The 19,324-nt window shown below is 68.7% G+C and carries 17 protein-coding genes; 1 reads left to right on the forward strand and 16 read right to left on the reverse strand.

The genetic code is table 11. From position 1 onward, the window contains the following. From YU1_RS0115020 to YU1_RS0115090, 13 genes are all read right to left on the reverse strand, one after another. On the reverse strand, positions 1–504 hold the full coding sequence (locus YU1_RS0115020) for an HK97 family phage prohead protease (RefSeq protein ID WP_029004771.1): 504 nt from the start codon (positions 502–504) through the stop codon (positions 1–3). Then, on the reverse strand, positions 504–1,709 hold the full coding sequence (locus YU1_RS0115025; RefSeq protein WP_051356895.1) for a phage portal protein: 1,206 nt from the start codon (positions 1,707–1,709) through the stop codon (positions 504–506). Before YU1_RS0115025 ends, YU1_RS0115020 begins: the two co-directional genes overlap by 1 nt. Positions 1,710–1,980: 271 nt before the next feature. Next, positions 1,981–3,303 (reverse strand): diguanylate cyclase domain-containing protein, encoded by a 1,323-nt coding sequence (locus tag YU1_RS32725; RefSeq protein WP_084539891.1) that lies wholly within the window; start codon positions 3,301–3,303, stop codon positions 1,981–1,983. 150 nt (positions 3,304–3,453) lie between these two features. After that, a complete protein-coding gene (locus YU1_RS32045; protein ID WP_156922158.1) occupies positions 3,454–4,206 on the reverse strand; it encodes a hypothetical protein in 753 nt (250 codons plus the stop codon). 826 nt (positions 4,207–5,032) lie between these two features. Further along, positions 5,033–6,619 carry a DUF4832 domain-containing protein gene (locus YU1_RS0115050; RefSeq protein WP_029004775.1) on the reverse strand — a complete coding sequence of 529 codons (1,587 nt, stop codon included), beginning with the start codon at positions 6,617–6,619 and terminating at the stop codon, positions 5,033–5,035. Between the two features lie 287 nt (positions 6,620–6,906). Next, positions 6,907–7,521, reverse strand: coding sequence for a YitT family protein (locus YU1_RS0115055; RefSeq protein ID WP_029004776.1), 615 nt, complete (start codon positions 7,519–7,521; stop codon positions 6,907–6,909). 201 nt (positions 7,522–7,722) lie between these two features. Next, the gene (locus YU1_RS0115060) at positions 7,723–8,901 is read right to left on the reverse strand and encodes a M20 family metallopeptidase (protein ID WP_051356897.1); all 1,179 of its coding nucleotides are present in this window, start codon (positions 8,899–8,901) and stop codon (positions 7,723–7,725) included. Beyond that, positions 8,898–10,307, reverse strand: coding sequence for a M20 family metallopeptidase (locus YU1_RS0115065; protein ID WP_029004778.1), 1,410 nt, complete (start codon positions 10,305–10,307; stop codon positions 8,898–8,900). The genes YU1_RS0115060 and YU1_RS0115065 overlap by 4 nt, the downstream gene beginning before the upstream one ends. A gap of 159 nt (positions 10,308–10,466) precedes the next feature. Next, positions 10,467–11,444, reverse strand: coding sequence for an ABC transporter ATP-binding protein (locus tag YU1_RS0115070; protein WP_029004779.1), 978 nt, complete (start codon positions 11,442–11,444; stop codon positions 10,467–10,469). Next, complete coding sequence (locus tag YU1_RS0115075) at positions 11,441–12,421, reverse strand: ABC transporter ATP-binding protein (RefSeq protein WP_029004780.1); 981 nt, start codon at positions 12,419–12,421, stop codon at positions 11,441–11,443. Before YU1_RS0115075 ends, YU1_RS0115070 begins: the two co-directional genes overlap by 4 nt. Positions 12,422–12,424: 3 nt before the next feature. Further along, positions 12,425–13,351, reverse strand: a complete 927-nt coding sequence (locus YU1_RS0115080; RefSeq protein ID WP_156922179.1) for an ABC transporter permease — start codon at positions 13,349–13,351, stop codon at positions 12,425–12,427. A gap of 5 nt (positions 13,352–13,356) precedes the next feature. Beyond that, complete coding sequence (locus tag YU1_RS0115085) at positions 13,357–14,274, reverse strand: ABC transporter permease (protein WP_029004782.1); 918 nt, start codon at positions 14,272–14,274, stop codon at positions 13,357–13,359. A gap of 232 nt (positions 14,275–14,506) precedes the next feature. Continuing rightward, positions 14,507–16,036, reverse strand: coding sequence for an ABC transporter substrate-binding protein (locus YU1_RS0115090; protein ID WP_029004783.1), 1,530 nt, complete (start codon positions 16,034–16,036; stop codon positions 14,507–14,509). A gap of 137 nt (positions 16,037–16,173) precedes the next feature. Between YU1_RS0115090 and YU1_RS29645 the strand changes: the two genes are divergently transcribed. Then, complete coding sequence (locus YU1_RS29645; RefSeq protein WP_051356898.1) at positions 16,174–17,133, forward strand: LysR family transcriptional regulator; 960 nt, start codon at positions 16,174–16,176, stop codon at positions 17,131–17,133. A gap of 425 nt (positions 17,134–17,558) precedes the next feature. Here the strand turns inward: YU1_RS29645 and YU1_RS0115100 are convergent, their stop codons facing one another. The 3 genes from YU1_RS0115100 to YU1_RS29650 are packed head-to-tail and all read right to left on the reverse strand — an operon-like array spanning position 17,559 to position 19,320. Beyond that, entirely contained in the window at positions 17,559–17,798 is a 240-nt protein-coding gene (locus YU1_RS0115100) for a hypothetical protein (protein WP_029004784.1), read from the reverse strand. A 1-nt stretch (position 17,799) separates the two neighbouring features. Continuing rightward, complete coding sequence (locus YU1_RS0115105) at positions 17,800–18,729, reverse strand: hypothetical protein (protein ID WP_156922161.1); 930 nt, start codon at positions 18,727–18,729, stop codon at positions 17,800–17,802. Positions 18,730–18,741: 12 nt separating this feature from the next. After that, positions 18,742–19,320: a DUF4376 domain-containing protein gene (locus YU1_RS29650; RefSeq protein WP_035715469.1), complete on the reverse strand. Its 579-nt coding sequence runs from the start codon at positions 19,318–19,320 to the stop codon at positions 18,742–18,744. Positions 19,321–19,324: the final 4 nt, after the last annotated feature.

Raw genomic sequence — 19,324 nt, forward strand, 5'->3', positions numbered from 1 at the left:
CTACCTCGCAGAAAGCGCCGACGCGGCGCGGTGGATGGCCTCGGCAATGGCGAGGGCATGAAGGGCGGTCTTGGCGCTGGTGACGCGGGCGCCGGGATGCATGGGGACGGTGACCAAAGAGCACTCCACCAGATCCAATGCGCTGATGGTCCGCCCGCCGCCCTTGCGGGCCATGGCTTTGCGGGTGAGGAAGGCGATGGACAGCCCGCCCACGGCGCCGGCGCGCACCAAGGCGCGCACCTCACGAGCGCGGGCCACGTCATCCACCAGCAGCCGGCCCTTCAGGCGCAGGCCGTCCGGGGCCTCTACGGCCTCGGTCCAGGTGCCCACGGGGTCGTTCTGGTCATGGCCGAACAGCATGGGCAGCGGCAGGCGGGTGTTGGCAAACGCACCCTTCTCGATCATGTCGCCCATGCGATCCGGCGACCCGAACGGCCATGCGAGGCCCTCCACGGCGCCGGCATCGTCCATGAGGATCTTGGTCTCAACGAACAGGCGTTCCATCACGCAGCCCCCTCGGACGCGGGCGCAGGGGCGCCGCTGGTGGTGTTGGGATTCTCGAAGCGCTCGCCGCCGGCATAGGGCGCCCGGTTCTCCATGGCGCGGGCCTCATTGGGATTGAGGACGCGGGAGGCGATCAGCTTCTGATAGGCATCCGCGCGGCTGGAGAGATCCGCCCGCAGCAGGTCATCCACGAGGAACTCAGCCAGGTATTCCCGGCGCTCGTCCGGCGTGAACAGCGCCCGGCGGATGGCCCCCTGCCACACCTCAAGCCAGGGCAGGAGCGAATAGGTCAGGAACTCCTGCCCCATGTCGCCTACGTTGGACCAGGTGGCCCGCCCGAGCTCGAACAGCATGTGCGGCGGCACCCGGAAGGCGCGGGCAATCTCGAGGATCTGGAACTGCCGCAGCTCCAGATACTGCGCATCCACTGACGTAAGGGTGAGGGGCGTATAGCTGGCGTCGCCGTCCACGATGGCGGTGCCGCCGGAACGCCCGCCGCCATGGGCGAGCTGCCAGCTCTCCCGGATGCGCTTGATGGTCTCCGGTTGGGTGCGCTCCTTCAGCGACAGCACGCCGGAGGGCCGGGCGCCGTTGCCGAACAGCCGGGCGCCGTGCTGCTCCATCACCAGGGCGAGGCCGATGGCCTCCCGCGCCGTGGTGAGCGGCGCCACGCCACCCGGCGCGCGGATGTGCAGGATGCTGTCGCGCGGCAGCAGAGCGCCGCCGGCCATGCGATAGGCGGGCTCGCCGGCCTCGCCGTACGCGACGGTGACCTTGGCCGGATCGAGCCGCAGGATCTCCACCACCTTGCCGCCGACGCGGTTGACGAAGCCGATGCCGCCCTTGTCGGTGGTGAGCGCGTCCAGGGTCAGGGCGAGCTTCAGGTCGTAGGCGCTGGTCCAATCGTTGGCATCGTCATGCAGCAGGCCATAGGCGGGATGATCGCTCGCCCGCTCCTTGGAGCCGTCCACGTCCCGCCGATAGGTGATGATGGGCAGGGTCGCGACCGCTTCCGCGATGATGCGGATGGCGCAGGCGGCGGCCGGGTGGCGCATGGCGGTGGCCACCGACACCGCGACCCCGGAGGCCGTGGGCGCCGCGCCCGCGAACAGCTCCAGCAAGGCCGCGTCGGGCGAGGCCAGGGAGGCCGTGCCGGCCGACTTGGCTTCGAACAGGCGGGACAGAAAATGGAAGGGCGTGCGCATCCATGAGTTTATGCGCCGGCCGGCGAGCCGTCTCTAGACGGCCACTTGCGCCAGTTTAGGACAGGGCGCCCCTCACGGAGGTGAGAAAAAGAGCGCCCATCCCCCTCTAACGCTCTGATCCAAATGTAAAAAACACCATATAGGCCCCATCGCGCGCGAACCTCCCCCACCGGTCCGGACCCCCGGGGCCGAAGTCGCGAGGTGCCCCCCGCCCGGTGCCGGGCCTGCGGTACCTCGGTCCCATGGCGAGATCAGTTCCGCGCATTGGGGCCTACCTTTCGAATATCGAATAGGTGTTTCGCCCTGCCTTCTTAGCTTGGTACAGGGCTTGGTCTGCTGCCCGCAGCAAACTGTCGGAATCAAGGTTCACCGATGTCGCAAGTGCGATGCCGATGCTAAGGCCGATGGTGATCTCGGTTCCGTTAAATCGCACAGGCTCGGACATGGTGTCGATTAAGCGCTGTGCTAAGTTTAAAGTGGACATGGATGGGTCATCGCCAATGCTCTGAATGACGACGAATTCGTCTCCGCCGAGGCGCGCCACCATGTCTTCCGCGCGCACCAACGATCGAAAGCGATTGGCGGCAGCGCGCAACACAGCATCTCCCGCCTGATGCCCAAACGTGTCGTTGGCGGGCTTAAACTGATCCAAGTCGAGGCAGAGCAGCGCGAAGCCTTTCCCGGTGCGTGCCGCGCGCGCCACTTCCCAGGCGAGGCGCCGATCAAACAATATGCGGTTTGGTAGGCCTGTCAGCGGATCATGGGAAGCTGTGTGTTCCAGTCGGGATTCCGCTTCTTTGCGCCGTCCGACATCACGGACAGAAACCACGTAACCATCCGGGGCGCCACTTACCTCGTCCCTCGTCAATCTGATGGAGGCCTCCATCCAAACCCATGAGCCGTCCTTGTGGCGTTGCCGATGCTCGATCAAGGCCTGATCGATATGGCCTGCCCGGACGTCCTCCATCAGCTTCCGAAAATCGGCAGCATCGTCTGGATGCAAGATCTCGGCAGCTCGCTTTCCGATCAACTCCTCGGGTTCGTAACCGAGCAGTGTTCGAACCGCCGGCGAGATGTAAAGACGAACGCCATCGAGATTCCCGCGGACAATGGTGTCGGTCGAGTGGTTCGCGAGCAGTCGATAGAGGGCCTCCTGCCGAGATGCCTCTCGGAGACTAGATGTTACGGTCAGGCCTAGGGACAATATTTGCGCGAGATCTTCGAGGTGGCCGCGGTCGCTTTCAGTAAAGGTCCGAGGCGAGGTGTCCAAAAGGCAGATTGATCCCGCACGGATGCCGGTAGCGAGTATAAGGGGGGCTTCGGCGTAAAAACGGACGTGAGGGGCGCCCGTCACGAATGGGTTTGCCGCAAAACGCGCATCCCTTGTGGTGTCCTCAATGATCAGCGTTTGGTCGGGTGAGCCTGAATGAGCCCGGAGCGATGAAGCCGGGGCCATGTCGTGACCATCCAGATCGAGCCCGATCTCGAACCGACCTTCCCCATCGTCGGCCGAGATGTGCACCGAGGGCACTGAGAATAATGCCTGCGCCACACGGCACATAGCCGCAAGTTTAGGCTCCCAGGAGATGTGCATCGCTTCCGTCTCAACTCTCGCCCGTGCGAGCTATGCCTAAAGGATGTACGCCATTCGCGTCGAACGTGCATGCCTGCGCCACGCTCAAATCTGCCAAGCCAGATCCAACGGTATCAGCAGACATTGCATGCCCAGGGAGGAAGGCAATCGCTATCCGCGCGAGGACACCGGCCTCCATCCCCACTGAACCGGGAAGGACCGGCCACCCATGCGATCCTCTTCGCAGGCCCCTTGATAAGGATGCCGCACTTTAATACCGCTCTTTTCTTGGTGCATATTCTTCGTGGGGTTCACTTTTTTGGACGGTATCAGCGAGTTGGACCCTATCGCCCGGCGCGCCTTGGCACCGCGCTTGAGCCAAAGCAGCCATTCGGGCGAAATGATCTCGACCACGTTGGGCAGGTTCTTCCGGCCGCTCTGCGGGCGCACCGTGATGCGGATGTGCTGAAGGCGGCGGGCCTCATGCATGGCGGTCTGCACTGTCGTCCGGCCGACACCGGCGAGTGCCGCGATCTGGTCGATCGGCAGATCACACCGACCGTGACGATCCACCTCGCCCGCTACGATGAAGAGCACCGCCCGCTGCCCCTCCGTGTAGAGGCTGCGCAAGGGAGCGGGGAGAGCGCCCGATCCACCAAGATTGCGGCGACGTTCCCTGGACGCCTGACGATCCGGCGAGCGGGGGCGCTGGCGCGGCTTGAAGATGCTGCCAAGGCGCCCGGCCACAGCCTTGATCGGGCTGGCCTGCAAACCGCCATTGCGCAGCGGGCGCCGCTTGGCGACGCACTCAGCGAGAGACTGGGCATCGTCGTCCGAGAGTCGCTCGGCTCCGTGAGCGGTCCAGATTTCACGCATCCGGTGGTCAAGCTGCGCCTGCGTGCCGGCTTGATTGATGGCGCTCATGAAGTGCGCCGCCAGGGGGCTAGCGAGCTGCGGAGCGGCGGCGGTCACTGGACGCCTCCCGCAACCGAGCTGAGGCGATCCGCAGCGGCCTTCACGCTGTCGAAGTGACCCAGCGAGGAGCCGTCCGAGCCGCGGGCCACATAGCCGCCCGCCTTCCGGCCGCGCACATTGCCGAGGCGGCAATGTCCATCATAGACGGCGAATGCAGCGCCAGATGTGTCCTTGATTTTCGCCCGGCCGCGCCGCTTGGGCGCCGCCTCACGGTGCGGGACGGTCTGAAAATTCGCCTTATTTACCAAGGACGGGGCAGCAGCCCGCACGTGGTCGCAAGTCGCTGGAATGGCTGAGGATTCTTCGGCCCTCTCCTGGGCACCACCATCCAGCCTTTCGATAGGCGGATGGCCCGCTTCGCAGACATTCTCAAAAAATCTGCTCAGCCCCAAAATCTGCTCTGACGGTCGACGGCGAGGAACGCCGGGGCCGGAGTGTCGCATCGCGTGATGGACCTGTGTTCACCGCTTGCGACACCGTGGCATGCGACACGCCGGCAAGGCGTCGCGCGGATGAGAAAACAGCAAGCCTTTCAGTCTCTTGCGCGGATTTCGCGGCGCCGGTGAGGCGCGGTCCGCGCGGCCGTGACAAACGGCGCCGGGATGCCTTCCGTGTCTCAGACATTTTCCGGCGGACACTCGGCCTCGGGGCGCCGGTTCGCGCCATGGATTCAATCCTGGATTGCAATGATCGGCATGTCGGTTGCGTGGTCCGCCCACCGCCGCCCACCCCCCCTGCGCCGGGCGGACCCGGCGCGGGAGGGGGGCCCGTCCGCCTAATAGGTAATCCGCCCCAGCAGGGCGTAGCCGGGAAGGACGTTGCCCACCCCCACATTCTCCACCGGCAGGGCATACTCGTCCCGCCCCGCCAGCCGCTGGTGCGGATCGGGCAGGCGGAGCAGCAGGTCATAGGTGCCGCGGCCGGGAAACCGCGCCCGGCCGGTCGCGCGCAGCGCCGCCGCGCCGTTGGGCGGCAGCCGGGTGAGGTTCCCGTCCAGCTTGCCGATCTGGAACGGGGCGCCGCCCGTCGCCTTGCGCGCGTAGAGCAGGATCGGCCGGTTGCGGGCGAAGCGGCTCATGCCGTGGTTGCGCAGGCTCACGCGGACGGTCAGGCCGAGGCCGGGCGCCATGCCGGCCGGGGTGAAGGACGCCCGGTCCAGGGCGAGATGCGGGCCGATGGAGCGGAGGACGCGCGCATAGCAGGGCGGCTTGCTGTCGTACCAGCCCTGCGCTACGGCGGGGGTGGTCTGGAGGTTCTGGCTGGTGAGCGAATAGCGCTGGGCGTAGGGGATGAACGGCCGGCAGTCCTGGCGCTGGGGATAGTGCCGGGCGAACTCGCCGGTGGTGGTCAGCGCGGCGCCGGCGGCCAGGGCGGCGGCCCTGAGCTCGCCCGAGGAATAGCCCTCCCGCGCCGTGAAGGTGCCGAGGTCGTCGGCGCTGGAGGCGAAGGCATCGTTATGGATGCCTAGGCCGAGCGCCTTGTAGTCCGGCCGCGCGCGGCCCTTGTACTTGGCATAGTCCAGCAGGACATAAGGATAGCGCACCTCCAGGTTGAGCCGGGACTGGAACGTGCTGCGGAACTGGTCGAGGAAGACGTTGTGGGCGTCCGGCGTGGCGTTCTGGCTGCAGGACGAATTGTGCCATTCGCCCCAGTAGCCGATGAAGCCGGCCTCCAGCGCGAAGACCACGTCCGCATTCTCCAGCACCACGGCGGAGACCGCCTGCATGTCGGTGAGGATGTCGGAGATGGGGCGGTCGGGCGGCACGTTGGGCATGCCGCAGGTGCTGTCGCCTGCATTGTAGAGGCTGGTCGTCGGGCCGAAATTATAGATGAAGCGCAGGATGACCTTCAGGCCCGCGGCCCGCACCAGGGCCAGCTTCTCCTGCAACTGCTCCGGGATGCTCCAGCTGGTGCCGCCGGAGGTGGTGCCGCTGGCGCCCAGCGTGCCGTAGTTCGGGCAGTTGTTGGCCGGCGAGGGGCTGCTGCTCAGGCAGATATAGGCATGCACGACGCCGAACGGCGGCAGCAGGGGCGCGCCGGGGTCTTGGAAGACCGGCTCGTTGGTGGTGCCGTCGCGCAGCGCCTGGAGGCGCGCCTGGGTCATGCTGAGCAGGTCCACATGGATCCACGGGCCGCCCTCGGGGGTGGGATAATAGGTGGCGGCATCGAAGCGGTAGCGGCATTGCCGCGTCCCGGCGGGGCCGTTGCCGTTGCCGGGGCAGGTGATGGCCTGCGCCCCGGCCGGGGCGGAGAGCAGCAGCGCGCCCGCGCCGAGGGCGAGGCCGGAAAGGGCAAAACTGAGCAGGGCGAAACCGGACAGGGCGAGGCCGCGCAGGGCGGCCGGAATGCGCAGGCGGGTCATGGCAATCCCCATCGTCATCAATGGGGCCCATCTTATACCAGAGCCGGGCGCGCCCGGCGCGCCCGGTTTCAGCGCGGCTCGCCGGGGCGCGGCGCCGGCTGACGTCGACGGCGGGTATGGACGGCGCGGGGATGGCGCGGACGGCGCTGGGATGGGCAACGGGCTCGGGCAAAGAGGCTGGGTCCGGGGGACGGCTTCGTCCCGCGCGCACACCCGTGGGACACGCCGGTGTCCGCCCGGCCGGTCGCGCCGGCGGCCGCGCCGCTCCGTCCCTGCTGATCGCGCGCTTACCAGCTCCAGCCGGCGTAGCGGCCGGGCTTGTGGTTGAGGGCGATGATGAGGTTGACGATGGCGATGCCCAGCACCGAGAAGGCCAGCCGGTCGGGCGGGATGACGAACCAGGCCGCGGCCATGATGGCGAGGTCCACCGCCATCTGGAAATAGCCGGCGCGCAGGCCGAACCGCTCCTGCAGGAACAGCGCCAGGATGTTGATGCCGCCGAGGCTGGTGCGGTGGCGGAACAGCATCAGCAGGCCGGTGCCCACCAGTCCGCCGCCGATCACCGTGGCATAGAGCGGGGCGATGCGCGCCACCTCGATCCACTCCTGCGTCAGCCGCGAGAAGGCCGAGACCAGCCCCACGGCGAGGATGGTGCGCAGGGTGAACGGCCAGCCCATGCGCTTCACCGCCAGCACGTAGAACGGCAGGTTGACGATGAAGAAGATCGGCGCGAAGCTGACGCCGCTGGCGTAGCTGATGAGCAGCGAGAGGCCGGCGAGGCTGCCCACCAGCAGCGTCACCTTGGCGTAGAGCAGCATGCCCAGCGACACGAACAGCGTGCCGAGGACAAGCGCCAGCGCGTCCTCATAGAGGCGGTGGCGGTCCTGCGCGGTCTTGTCCATGGCTCTGCCCATCCGGGGGTGATCGGGCGGCGCGGGCCGCCCTGGCGTGGCCGGCTCCGGCGCTGGCGCCGAACGGTCCCCTGCTGTCTAGCAAAACCCCGGCCCCGGATCAGCCCCGCTCTGCGCGCCGCGCTCCCTCCCCCGCAGGCGGGAGAGGGGTTTTCCGGTGCGCGGGACGGCGGGGGCGCGTCCGGCGGGCGCTCAGGCCAGGGCGCAGAGCGTGGCGGCCAGGGCCTGGGTGCGGGGGACGAGGCTGTCGAGGCGGCAGAATTCCTCGTCCGTGTGCGCCTTGCCGCCGATCGGGCCGAGGCCGCACAGCGTCGGCACGCCGAGCGAGGCGGTGAAGCCGGAATCGGCGCAGCCGCCGGTGAACTCGCCGCCCACCGAAAAGCCCACCTTCGCCGCCGCCGCCTGATAGAGCGGGAACAGCGCGGCGGAATGCTCCGCCTCCAGCGGCAGGAACACCGACTTGGGCGTCAGCGTCGCCGCCGTGCCCGGCACCTCCTCGGCGCGGACGATGGCGGCGATCTCCGCCTCCAGCCGCGCATGCTGCTCCAGCGTGACGAAGCGCAGGTCGAGCTCCGCCTCCGCCCAGGGCGCCACCGTATTGTGGGTGTTGCCGCCCTTGATGACGCCCACATTGGTGGTGATGCCGGCGTCATAATCGGTGAGGGCGTGCAGCTTGACGATCTTGCGGGCCAGCGCCTCGATGGCGCTTGCCCCGTCCTTGTGGTTCACGCCCGAATGGGCGGCCTTGCCGGTGACGTGGATGGCGAAGGAGGCGCCGCCCTTGCGGCCGGTCACCACATTGCCGCTCACCCGGCCAGGCTCGGAATTGAACACCGCGCGGGCGCCCGCCGCGGCCTTTTCGATCTCCGGCCGGCCGGTGCCGGAGCCGATCTCCTCGTCGCCGGTGAACAGCGCCACCACCGGGAAGGCGAGGCCTCCCGCCGCCTTTATGGCGCGCAGGGTGAAGATGTTGGTGACGAGGCCGGCCTTCATGTCGCAGACGCCGGGGCCATAGGCCATGTCGCCCTGCCGGGAATAGCCGCGCTTCGCCACGGTGCCGGTGGCGAACACCGTGTCGCGGTGGCCGAGCAGCAAAGCATGGGGCCCGCCGCTGCGGCCGGGCACCTCGGCGCGGAACACGTCGCCGAAGCCCGCCTTGGGGATGCGCGTCACGGCGATGCCGTCGGCGGCGAGCAAATCGGCGATGACCTCGCCCACCTTGTCGGTGCCGGCCTTGTCGAAGCTGCTCGATTCCATGTTCACGAGGCGTTTGAGCAGCGCCTCCATCTCGTCGAAGCGGGGGGCGAGCCAGGCGACGACCTGGTCGGCCAAGGCGGCATAGATGCCGGCGGAGGGGAGAAGCGAGGTCATGCGGCGCGGGCCTTCACGATTCGGGAGCCATCTTCGCCGAGGTCGTAGAACAAGCCGGCCATCAACTGAAGGGCCTCGCGCGCCACGGGGGCGAGCAGATGCTCATTGGGCGCGTGCTGCGAGCAGGACGGATAGGAGTGCGGCACCCAGATGGTGGGCATGCCGAGGATGAGCGCGAACACGTCGTTGGGCAGCGAACCGCCGAGATTCGGCAGCAGCGCCGGGGTCTTGCCGGTGGTGGCCTTGATCGAGGCGAGCGCCCATTCCACCCACGGGTCGGTGGGATCGACGCGGGTGGCGGCGAAGGTGGCCATGCGCGAGGGCTTCACGCTGACCTGCGGGAAGCCGTGCGCATCCAGCGCCGCGCGCACCAGCGGAATGATGGTCTCCGGATCGGTGCCGACCACGAAGCGCAATTGCAGGGTGGCCTTGGCCTTGGGCGGCACGGCATTGGCCGGGGCCTCCGGCGCGCCGGTCTTGAACGCCAGCACTTCCAGCGTGTTCCAGCCGAAGATCTTCTCCGCCGGGGTGAGGCCCGGCTCGCCCCAGGCGGGGTCGATGGCGGGATCGCCGGGGTTCTGCTCCACCGTGATGTCGGCGAGCGCGGCGCGCACCGCGGCGGGGATCTCCGTCGGCTTCAGGCCCTCCACCAGGATGCGGCCCTTGGCGTCCACCAGCGTGGTGATGGCGTGGGCCAGCAGCGTGCCGGCATTGGCCAGCACGCCGCCCCAATTGCCGGAATGGTGGCCGCCCTCGCGCAGGTCCACCTCCAGCTCGAAGTTGAACGCGCCGCGCGAGCCGAGGAAGACGGTGGGCCGGGCGGCGGAGAGGCGCGGCCCGTCCGAGCCGATCAGCACGTCGGCGGCGAGCGCCGCGCGCTCCTGCTCGGCGATGGCGCGCAGGCCCGGCGAGCCGGCCTCCTCGCCCATCTCCAGCAGCAGCTTGCAGTTGAAGCCGAGCTTGCCGCCGCGCGCGGCGATCACCTGCTCAAGGGCGGCGAGGTTGATGGTGTGCTGGCCCTTGTTGTCGGCGGTGCCACGGCCGTACCAGCGCTCGCCCTCCTCCACCAGCGTCCAGGGGGCAAGGCCGGCGCGCCAGCCCTCGGCCTGGCCGAACACCACGTCGCCATGGCCGTAGGTGAGCACGGTGGGCAGGCCGTCCGCCTCGTGCCGCTCGGCGATGAGGAAGGGGCCGTAGCCCGGCACCGGGTTCTCCACGATGCGCCAGGTGAAGCCGAGCCGCTCCACATTGGGGATGATCTCGCCGGTGAGATAGGCACGCAGCGCGTCGAGGCTGGTGCCGGTCTGGCTCTCGGTGGGCAGCGCGACGCGGCGGGCGAGATCGGCGCGGAAGGCGCCACGGTCGAAATAGTCGCTCGCGCGGGCGACGGCGTCTTGGCGGCTCATGATGTCAGCTTCGTTCTGTGAGGGAATGGAAAGTGGAGGCGGCGCGCGCGGCGGGGGCGGTTCTCCCGGCGCGCGGCAAACCCTCTCCCGCTTGCGGGGGAGGGCAGGGTGGGGGCCGAAGCGCAGCTTCGGAAAAGGGCGTGCGCGCGCGGGCGGGCATCAGGCGGCGCTCTGCGCGGCGAGGCCGGGGGCGTGGTGGCAGGCGGCCCAGCCGTCGGCGAGATGGACCAGGGGCGGGGCCGTGGTGCGGCAGATGTCGGTGGCGGCCGGGCAGCGCGGATGGAAGGCGCAGCCGGCGACCGGGGTGAGCGGATTGGGGAAGACGGCGCCCAGATGCGTGTCCGGCACGCCGAGGTCCGGGTCCGGGGTGAGCACCGACTCAAGCAAAGCGCGGGTATAGGGATGCTGCGGGCCGGCGAACAGGCCGGCGCGGGTGCGCTCCTCCACGAAGCGGCCGAGATACATCACCGCCACCCGGTCGGCCAGGTGCTCCACCACCGCCAGATTGTGGCTGATGAAGAAATAGGTGAGGCCGAACTCGCGCTTCAGTTCCAGCAGCAGGTTGAGGATCTGCGCCTGCACCGAGACGTCGAGCGCCGAGGTGGGCTCGTCGCAGATCACCACCTCCGGGCGCATCACCAAGGCGCGGGCGATGGCCACGCGCTGGCGCTGGCCGCCGGAGAGCTGGCTGGGCGAGGCGTCCAGCAGGCGGCGGGGCAGGCCCACCACGTCCAGCATCTCCGCCACCTTCTTCTGCCGCTCGGCCGAGGTGCCGATGCCGTGCACCACCAGCGGCAAGGCGATGAGCTGGGCGATGGATTTCCTCGGATTGAGCGAGGAATAGGGGTCCTGGAAGATCGGCTGGATGCGCCGCGCCACCGCGATGCGGTCGGTGGCGGCGATGGGCGTGCCGTTGATCAATATCTCGCCGGAGGAGGGCGGCAGCAGGCCCAGCAGCATCTTGGCCAGGGTGGACTTGCCCGAGCCGCTCTCGCCCACCAGCGCATAGACCTCGCCGCGCTGGACCTTCAGCGACACGCTGGCGACGGCGGTGAGCGTCGCCTTGCGGCGGAACATCCCCTGGGAGAGTGAGAAGGTGCGCGAGACGCTGCGCAGTTCGAGGACGGTTTCGCTCATGCGCTGGCCTCCAGCTCCGGCAGGCGCACGCAGCGCACGTCATGGCCCGGCTCGGGGTGGGCGAGGGGGATGGCGCCGGCGCACTCCGGCGCGGCGAAGTCGCAGCGGTTGCGGAAGGCGCAGCCCTCCAGCTTGCCGATGAGGTTCGGCACCTGGCCGCGGATGGCGCCGAGCGGCATGCCCGGCACGGTGCGGCCGGGCACCGGGATGCAGTCCAGAAGGCCGCGCGTATAGGGATGGCGCGGATGCTTGAACACCGCGCGGGCGGCGCCGGTCTCCACCAGCCGGCCGGCATACATGACGCCCACCGTGTCGGCCACGCGGGCCACCACGCCGAGGTCGTGGGTGATAAGGATCACCGCCATGCCGAACTCCTTCTGGAGGTCGGCCAGCAGGTGCAGGATCTGCGCCTGGATGGTGACGTCAAGCGCGGTGGTGGGCTCGTCGGCGATGATCAGGTCCGGCCCGCACATCAGCGCCATGGCGATCATCACCCTCTGGCGCAGGCCGCCGGAGAGCTGGTGCGGATATTGCGACAGCCGGCGGTCGGCGGCGGTGATGCCGACCTTCTCCAGCAGGTGGACGGCGCGGTCGCGGGCCTCCCTTTGGCTGACCTTGCGGTGGCAGGTCAGCGCCTCCATCAATTGGTTGCCGATGGTGTAGGCAGGGTTGAGCGAGGTCATCGGCTCCTGGAAGATCATCGCCATGCGGTTGCCGCGCAGCTTGCGCATGCCGCCCGCCGAGATGGTCTGCAGGTCGATGCCGTCGAAGCTGATCCGCGCCGCCCGGCGCTGGGCGCGCTTGGGCAGGAGGTTCATCAGCGCCAGCGAGGTGAGCGACTTGCCCGAGCCGCTCTCGCCGACGATGGCCAGCGTCTCGCCGCGCTCCACCGCGAACGAGATGCCGCTCACCGCATGCAGCACGCCGGCCTCGGTGGGGATGTCGATGACGAGGTCCCGAACCTCAAGCAGGGCCATGGGTCAGTTCCTGTTCTCGGGCGCGGTCACGTCGCGCAGCCCGTCGCCCACGAGGTTGATGGCCAGCACCAGGAACACCAGCGCGGTGGCGGGGATGGCGATCACCCAGGGGCTGAAGAACATGTACTGCTTGCCCTCGGCGATCATCAGCCCCCAGGACGGCAGCGGCGGCTGCACGCCGAGGCCGAGGAAGGACAAGGCCGCTTCCAGGAGGATGGCGTGGGCCATCTCAAGCGTCGCCACCACGATCAGCGGGTTGAGGATGTTGGGCAGCACCTCGGTGAGGATCAGGCGCGGCGTCGAGCAGCCGATGGCTTTCGCGGCGGCGATATAGTCGCTGCCGGCGATCTGCTGCGTCGCCGAGCGGGTGACCACCGCGAAGCGGTCCCACAGCAGCAGGCCGAGCACGATGATCACGCCCTGCAGCGAGGAGCCCACGAGGGCGGCGGAGGCCAGCGCCACCAGCACCACCGGCAAAGCGAGGCGGGTGGTGACGATGTAGCTGAGCACCGCATCCACCCGGCCGCCGAAATAGCCGGCGCAGACCCCGAGCGTGGTGCCGATGACGCCGGAGATCAGCACGGTGACGGCGCCGATCAAGAGCGAGATGCGCGCGCCGTAGAGCAGGCGGCTCAGATAGTCGCGGCCCAGCTTGTCGGTGCCCAGCAGATAGTCCCAATTGCCCTTGGCCTGCCAGATCGGCGGCACCATGCGGCGCGACAGCTCCTGCGCATAGGGATCGTGCGGCGCCACCAGCGGGGCGGCGAGCGCGAGGCCGACGATGAGGAGGAGGATGACGCCGCCGGCCACCAGCCCGCCGTGGCGCAGGCCCCGGCGCAGCAGGGCCAGCGCCGGGGAACGGCGCGGCGGCGGCAGGTCGAGGGCGGTCTCGGCGCTGGGGGCGGTGGTGGGGGCGGTGGTGGGAGCCATGTCGGTCATGCCACGCGCATCCGGGGATCGAGCAAAGCGTTGATGACGTCCGCCAGGAAGGTGAGGGTGATGTAGATGGCGGCGAGGATCAGCACCACCGCCTGCACCACCGGGAAGTCGTTGCGGGCGATGGCCTCCCAGGCCAGGTGGCCGACGCCGTGCATGGAGAAGACCGCCTCCACCACGATGGAGCCGCCGAGCATGAAGCCGAACTGCACGGCGGCCAGCGCCACCACCGGGATGATGGCGTTGCGCAGCGCGTGCTTGAGCACCACGGCGGCGGGCGAGAGGCCCTTGGCGCGGGCGGTGCGGATATAGTCCGCCGAGAGCACCTCCAGCATGCCGTTGCGCGACAGCCGCATCACGGCGGGCACCGCGTACCAGCCGAGCGCCACCGAGGGCAGCACGTAATTCTGCCAGCCCGCCGTGCCTGAGACCGGCAGCCAGCGCAAATTGACGGCGAAGATGATGATCAGCCCCAGCCCCAGGCAGAAGGTGGGGATGGCCTGCCCGAGCACGCAGAAGGTCAGCGCCAGCCGGTCGATGATCGTGCCGCGGAACACCGCCGCCAGCACGCCCAGCGGCACGGCGATGATGAGCGAGATGGCCAGCGAGATGGCGCCCAGCGTCAGCGTCACCGGCATGCGGGTGGCGATGAGCGAGACCACGCTGTCGCGGAAATAGAAGGAATTGCCGAAGTCGAGGTGCAAAGCGCGCCACAGCCAGTCGAGATATTGCACGGTGAGCGGCCGGTCGAGGCCGTATTGGTGGCGCACCTCGGCCACCTGCGCGGGCGAGGCCTCGGCCCCGGCGATGGAGGTGGCGAGGTCGCCGGACAGGTGCAGCAGCACGAAGGCGATGACCGAGACGGTGAGCGCCACGGAAAAGGCGACGACCAGTCGTCGGAGGGTGAAGGCGAGCATCTTCTGGCGTCCTGCATGACGAGCTGCATGGCGTGTGCGCGGGGCCGGAAGCCCGCCCGGCGCACCGGAGGCGGCGGCAGCGGCGGCGTCTCCACGCCGCTGCCGGAAGATGGAAGAGGGGCCGCCCTTGGCGCCCTCCGGGGCCGTCAGGGGCGGCGCGCCGCGCGCGCCGCTCCCGCTGTTGAGTCCAGGCTTATCGCCCGTTCACGTCCGCTTCTTCACTTCCAGTTTTTCACTTCCACTTGGCCTTGAAGAAGCGCGGCAGCTCGTCCGGCTGGGCGGTGAAGCTGAGGTCGTTGGTGAAGGCGTAATTGGAGGAATAGGAGAACAAAGGCACCAGATAGGTGCGCTCGGCGATCAGCTTGAGCGCCTCGGCATAGGTCTTCAGCCGGGTCTCCGTCTCCACCGTGGTGTCGGCGGTCTTCAGCAGCTTGGTGACCTCGTCGTCGCGGGCGAGATCGTCCTCGTCGCCCTTGAACCAGGCGCCGGTGAAGGCGGAGGCGTCGGCCACCGAGAACGAGCCCCAGGTCTGGTAGTAGATCGGCACCTTGCCGGCGCGGGACAATTCGCGCAGCGCCGCATACTTCATGAAGTTGAGGTTGGCCTTGATGCCCACGGCGCGCAGATAGCCGACCACCGCTTCCGCATATTCGCGCTCGCGATAGGCATAGAGGTCGATGGTGAAGCCGTCGGCGTAGCCGGCGTCGGCCAGCAGCTTCTTGGCCTTGGCCGGGTCGTAGTCATAGCGCGGCACGCCCTTGTCGGTGCAGCCGAACTGGTCGATGAAGCAGGCCGAATTCATGATGCGGGCGCCGCCGCGCACCAGATTGTCCAGCATCGCCTTGCGGTCGATGGCATAGGCGATGGCCTGGCGCACGCGCACGTCCTTCAGCGGCACGGCGCCGGGCGTCTGGCCGCGGGCGTCGAGCTGGAGGAAGCCGACGCGCATGGTCTCCGCCGCCAGCACCGAGAGGTTGGGCACGGCTTCGAGCTGCTTGGCCTGGTCGGCCTGCACGCGCCAGATCCAGTCCACGCCGCCGGTCATCAGCTCGGCGAGCTGGGTCTCCTGGTCGGGGATGACGCGGAACTCCAGCTTGCCGATCGACGGCGTGCCGAGCGGGCTGCCCTTCCAGTAATTGGTGTTCTTCTCCATCTTCACGCCCTTGCCGGGCACCACGGCGGTGACCTTGTAGGGGCCGGAGCCGATGGGCGCCTTGGCGAAGCCATCCAGCCCGACCTTCTGGAAATAGGCCTTGGGATAGATGACGACGGGGCCGGAGAGATATTCGATGGCCGCCGGGAACGGGCCGACGAGGTGGATGCGCACCTTGTCGTCGCCGATCTTCTCGGCGCTCTTCACCCAGTTGACGTTCTGCTTGGTGACCACCTTGGAGGCCGGGTCCACCGCGTAATTCAGGGTGAACACCACGTCGTCGGCGGTCAGCGGGTCGCCATTGTGGAAGGTCACGCCCTTGCGGATGGTCAGGTCCAGCGTCTGCGGGTCCACCCAGGTCCAGTCGGTGGCGAGCTGCGGCTCGTATTTGCCGGTGGCGAGGTCGTGATAGATCAGGTTGTCGAACACGTGCCGGGCGATGATGACGCCCTCGCGCACGTTGTTGTGGTACGGGCTCACATTCTCCGGCTCGGTGTCGGACGCATAGGTGAGCGTGTCGGTGGCCTTGCCGGCGAACGCGGTCGCGGGCGCGAGGGCCAGAACGGCGGCCGTGAGGGCACGCGAGAGACGGGACTGAAGGTGCGCCATGTTCTCTCTCTGGTTTGGTTCTTGGATGCCGGGCTAGATAGCTCAACATCTAGGCATGTCAGATTATTGAGCTTAGCGAATATCGCAATTAGAATATTTCGCGATTATCGTTGCCGGGTCGGCAATGGTGCCGGGGTATGGGGGTAGGCGTGCAGGACGCGGCCTTGCGCTATTTCCTGGAGGTGGTGCGGGTCGGCTCCATCGCCGAGGCGTCCGCGCGGCTCAATGTGGCCGCCTCCGCCATCAGCCGGCAGATCGCCAAGCTGGAGGCGCAGCTCGGCTCGCCTTTGTTCGAGCGCCGCGCGCGCGGCATGGTGCCGAGCCCGGCCGGGGAATTGCTGGCCCAGCACGTCCGCCGCACCCTCCTCGACGAGGAGCAGGTGGTCAACGAGATCCGCCGGCTGCGCGGGCTGGAGCGCGGCGTCATCCGCATCGGCTGCACCGAGGGCTTCGCGGTGGACCTGATGCCGGAGGTGATCGGCGCCTTCCGCGAGCGCCATCCCGGCATCCTGTTCGACATGCGGGTGGCCGCGCCCCAGGCGGTGACGCGCATGGTGCGCGAGGGCGAGGTGGACCTCGGCCTCACCTTCGGCTTCGTGCCCGAGCCCAGCGTGCAGGTGGAATTCCTCGGCAACGCGCCGCTGATGGCGCTGATGGCGCTCGACCATCCGCTCGCCGGGCAGGAGCATGTGACGCTGGCCGACATCGCCGCCCATCCGGTGGCGCTGTCGGCCAAGGACACCACGGCGCGGCAATTGTTCGACCTTGCCTGCGGCACCGAGGGCATCGTCATCGAGCCGGTGCTGACCACCAACTACATGTCGGCGCTGTGGCGGTTCGCGGAGATCAGCGGCGGCATCACCGTCACCGGGCGCATCACCGTGCTGTCGCGCATCTGGCGCTTCCAGGTGCGGGCGCTGCCGGTGAAGGCGCCGCACGTGGGGCACCGGCGCTACGAGGTGCAGTCGATGATCGGCCGCTCACTGCCCGACGCGGTGCGGGTGTTCCTGGCGCATCTGAAGCTGTGCCTCGGCCGCATGGAGCGCGGCGAGGCCCCGCTCTCGGCGCGCTCCATCTTCGTGAAGGCGGAGGTCTGAAGGGGCGCTTTCCCTTCCAGCGGGCCGAAGCCCTCTCCCGCATCGCGGGGGAGGGTTGGGTGGGGGCGACGGCCGTAGGCCGGCGGTGTTCCGCCAAACCGGGCCTGAAAGAACGCGACGTCGCCTCCCGCGCGACGCGCTCCCTCCCCCCTTGCGGGGGAGGGGTGGGGAGGGGGGGGNGAAACGCGCGCCGACTGAAGCGTGACATCGCTTTTTGCAGCGATGGACAGCGCTTTTTTCATCACCCCACACAGCTACGGAAGGGCCTCTTCAAGAGCAACTCGTGCCTCTCCAGGACGCCGAACTGCGATGTCATGGGAGGAGGCCTTGCGGGTTAGCGCCCCCTGGGGGACCGAAACCCGTCTCCGGTCGCGGGGATCATGCTTGCCGGCCGGCCCGCGTTGGGGCGCTCGCGCCCCGCCCCACTATTCCGAGATGACCGGCACCTCGGCCGTGGGGAACAGGTCCGACGTTACCTCATCGACGGGCAGAGCGACCAGCTCGGCATGGCGGCTGCCATGGGCCGGATCGTCGAGCACGGACATTGGCAGCACCCACCGCGCGCCATCGGCCAGCGCCACGGGCTCCAGTGCGGCGCCAGGCGCCGTCGGTCCGCGCAGGGCATTGGCCTGCGCACTGGTGAGGATCAGGAACGTCGTAGCCATGTCAGGCTCCCAGGGTCGTCAGATAGGCTCCCAGGGCGGCCGACAAGTTGGCCACCTGCGGCGCGGTCAAGCCGCCGCCGACGAAGGCCGCGGAGATCCGCTCGGTCGCCGGGAAGTTCGCCCCGCTGGCAATGAAGTGATCGGCGAGAAGGTACAGCTCGGTCGAGAGCGAGCGGGACGCCGAGGTCCGGCTCTCGATGAGTTGGCTGCCTAGATAGGCTTCGGAGGTTGCCGCCGAATTGCGGGTGACGGTGTAGAGGCCCAGCGCGGCGAGAGCGCCGGCGGCGGATACCGAGTTGCTGGCGTCATTGACCGCGAGCATGTGATAGGTCGGGCCTGCGGTCTCATAGCGCATCATCACCCGCGTGCCAGCCGAGCCGCCGGGCGCCCCGGTATCCGTGGAGCCCGCCAGGCAGGTGGTGCCGGCAGCCGCGAGCTGCTGCACATACACGCCCACGGTCGCGCTGCTCTGCTGGCATTTGTCAGTCGCGCCGCCGCCGACGAAGCCGGTGGAGAGATAGGCCGCAGCCCCGTCGCCCTTGTAGCCGCGATCCGCTGTCCAGGCCGGGCTGTTGACCGCCGTGAGATTGTAGCGGTCGCCGATCCAGTTGAGGCGGCCGGCTTGCGCGTCGTGCGCGGCCGGGAGCCACAAGGCGTCCAGCCGGTCCCACACGCCGGTGCCGATCAGGCTGGCGATGAGGCGGATCATCGCCCGCTGGCGGTCGGCCGAGGGCACCGCCGTCATCCGCGCCGCCAGCGCCGCGAGCGCCACCGAGGCCTCGGCCGCCGCTGTGCCCGCGCGCGCGACCAGGGCCTGCGCATAGAGGTCGAGGTCGAGCCAGTAGGGGTTGGATGCCCTCCAGCCCAACAGTAGATCGCCCGGCGCGGCCGGCGCCTCGGGCACCTGTGTCCTATCGGCAAGTTCCGGCATCACACACCTCGCTCAAGCGACTTCGGGCCAGACGATCGCGGCAAGGGCCGTATCATCGGACGCGGAAGCGGCCTCCTCGGCCAGGGCGGCCAGCAACGTCTGGCAGGCGACCACATGGGCCTTGCCATCGGCGCCCACGGCTTGGATCTGCACCGCGTCATGGTCGCGGAATGCCCAGGCGCCGGCCATGTCGCGGCACCAGAACGGGGTGGTCCAGCCGTCAGCCAGCCCCGGCAAGAGGGAGGCCGTCACCGAGCCCATCAGATTGATCTGGTCCGTCTCGTTGGACGGATAGGCGTGCAGGCTGCCCAACGCCGAGGACCGAAAGCCGCCCAGGATGGTGGCGGCGCAAGCCGCGTCCAGCTCGGCGACCTTGGCGGCCAGCAGATCGGTCGCCAAACGCTCGGGGGCACCGAAGGACCATCCTCCGTCCTCGGCTTGGAGCGCGGTGCTCCCAATCTGCGGAGGCGGGCCGTCAAGTGGCGTCAATGTGGCCACATACTCCGCGTGGTAGCGGTCCGAGATAGGTAAATCTGATGCGGGAATAAGCTCCACCACCACACCGCCCTGTATGCGCACGTATCCCATCATGGCC

Source organism: Azorhizobium doebereinerae UFLA1-100 (assembly GCF_000473085.1).
GTDB classification, from domain to species: domain Bacteria; phylum Pseudomonadota; class Alphaproteobacteria; order Rhizobiales; family Xanthobacteraceae; genus Azorhizobium; species Azorhizobium doebereinerae.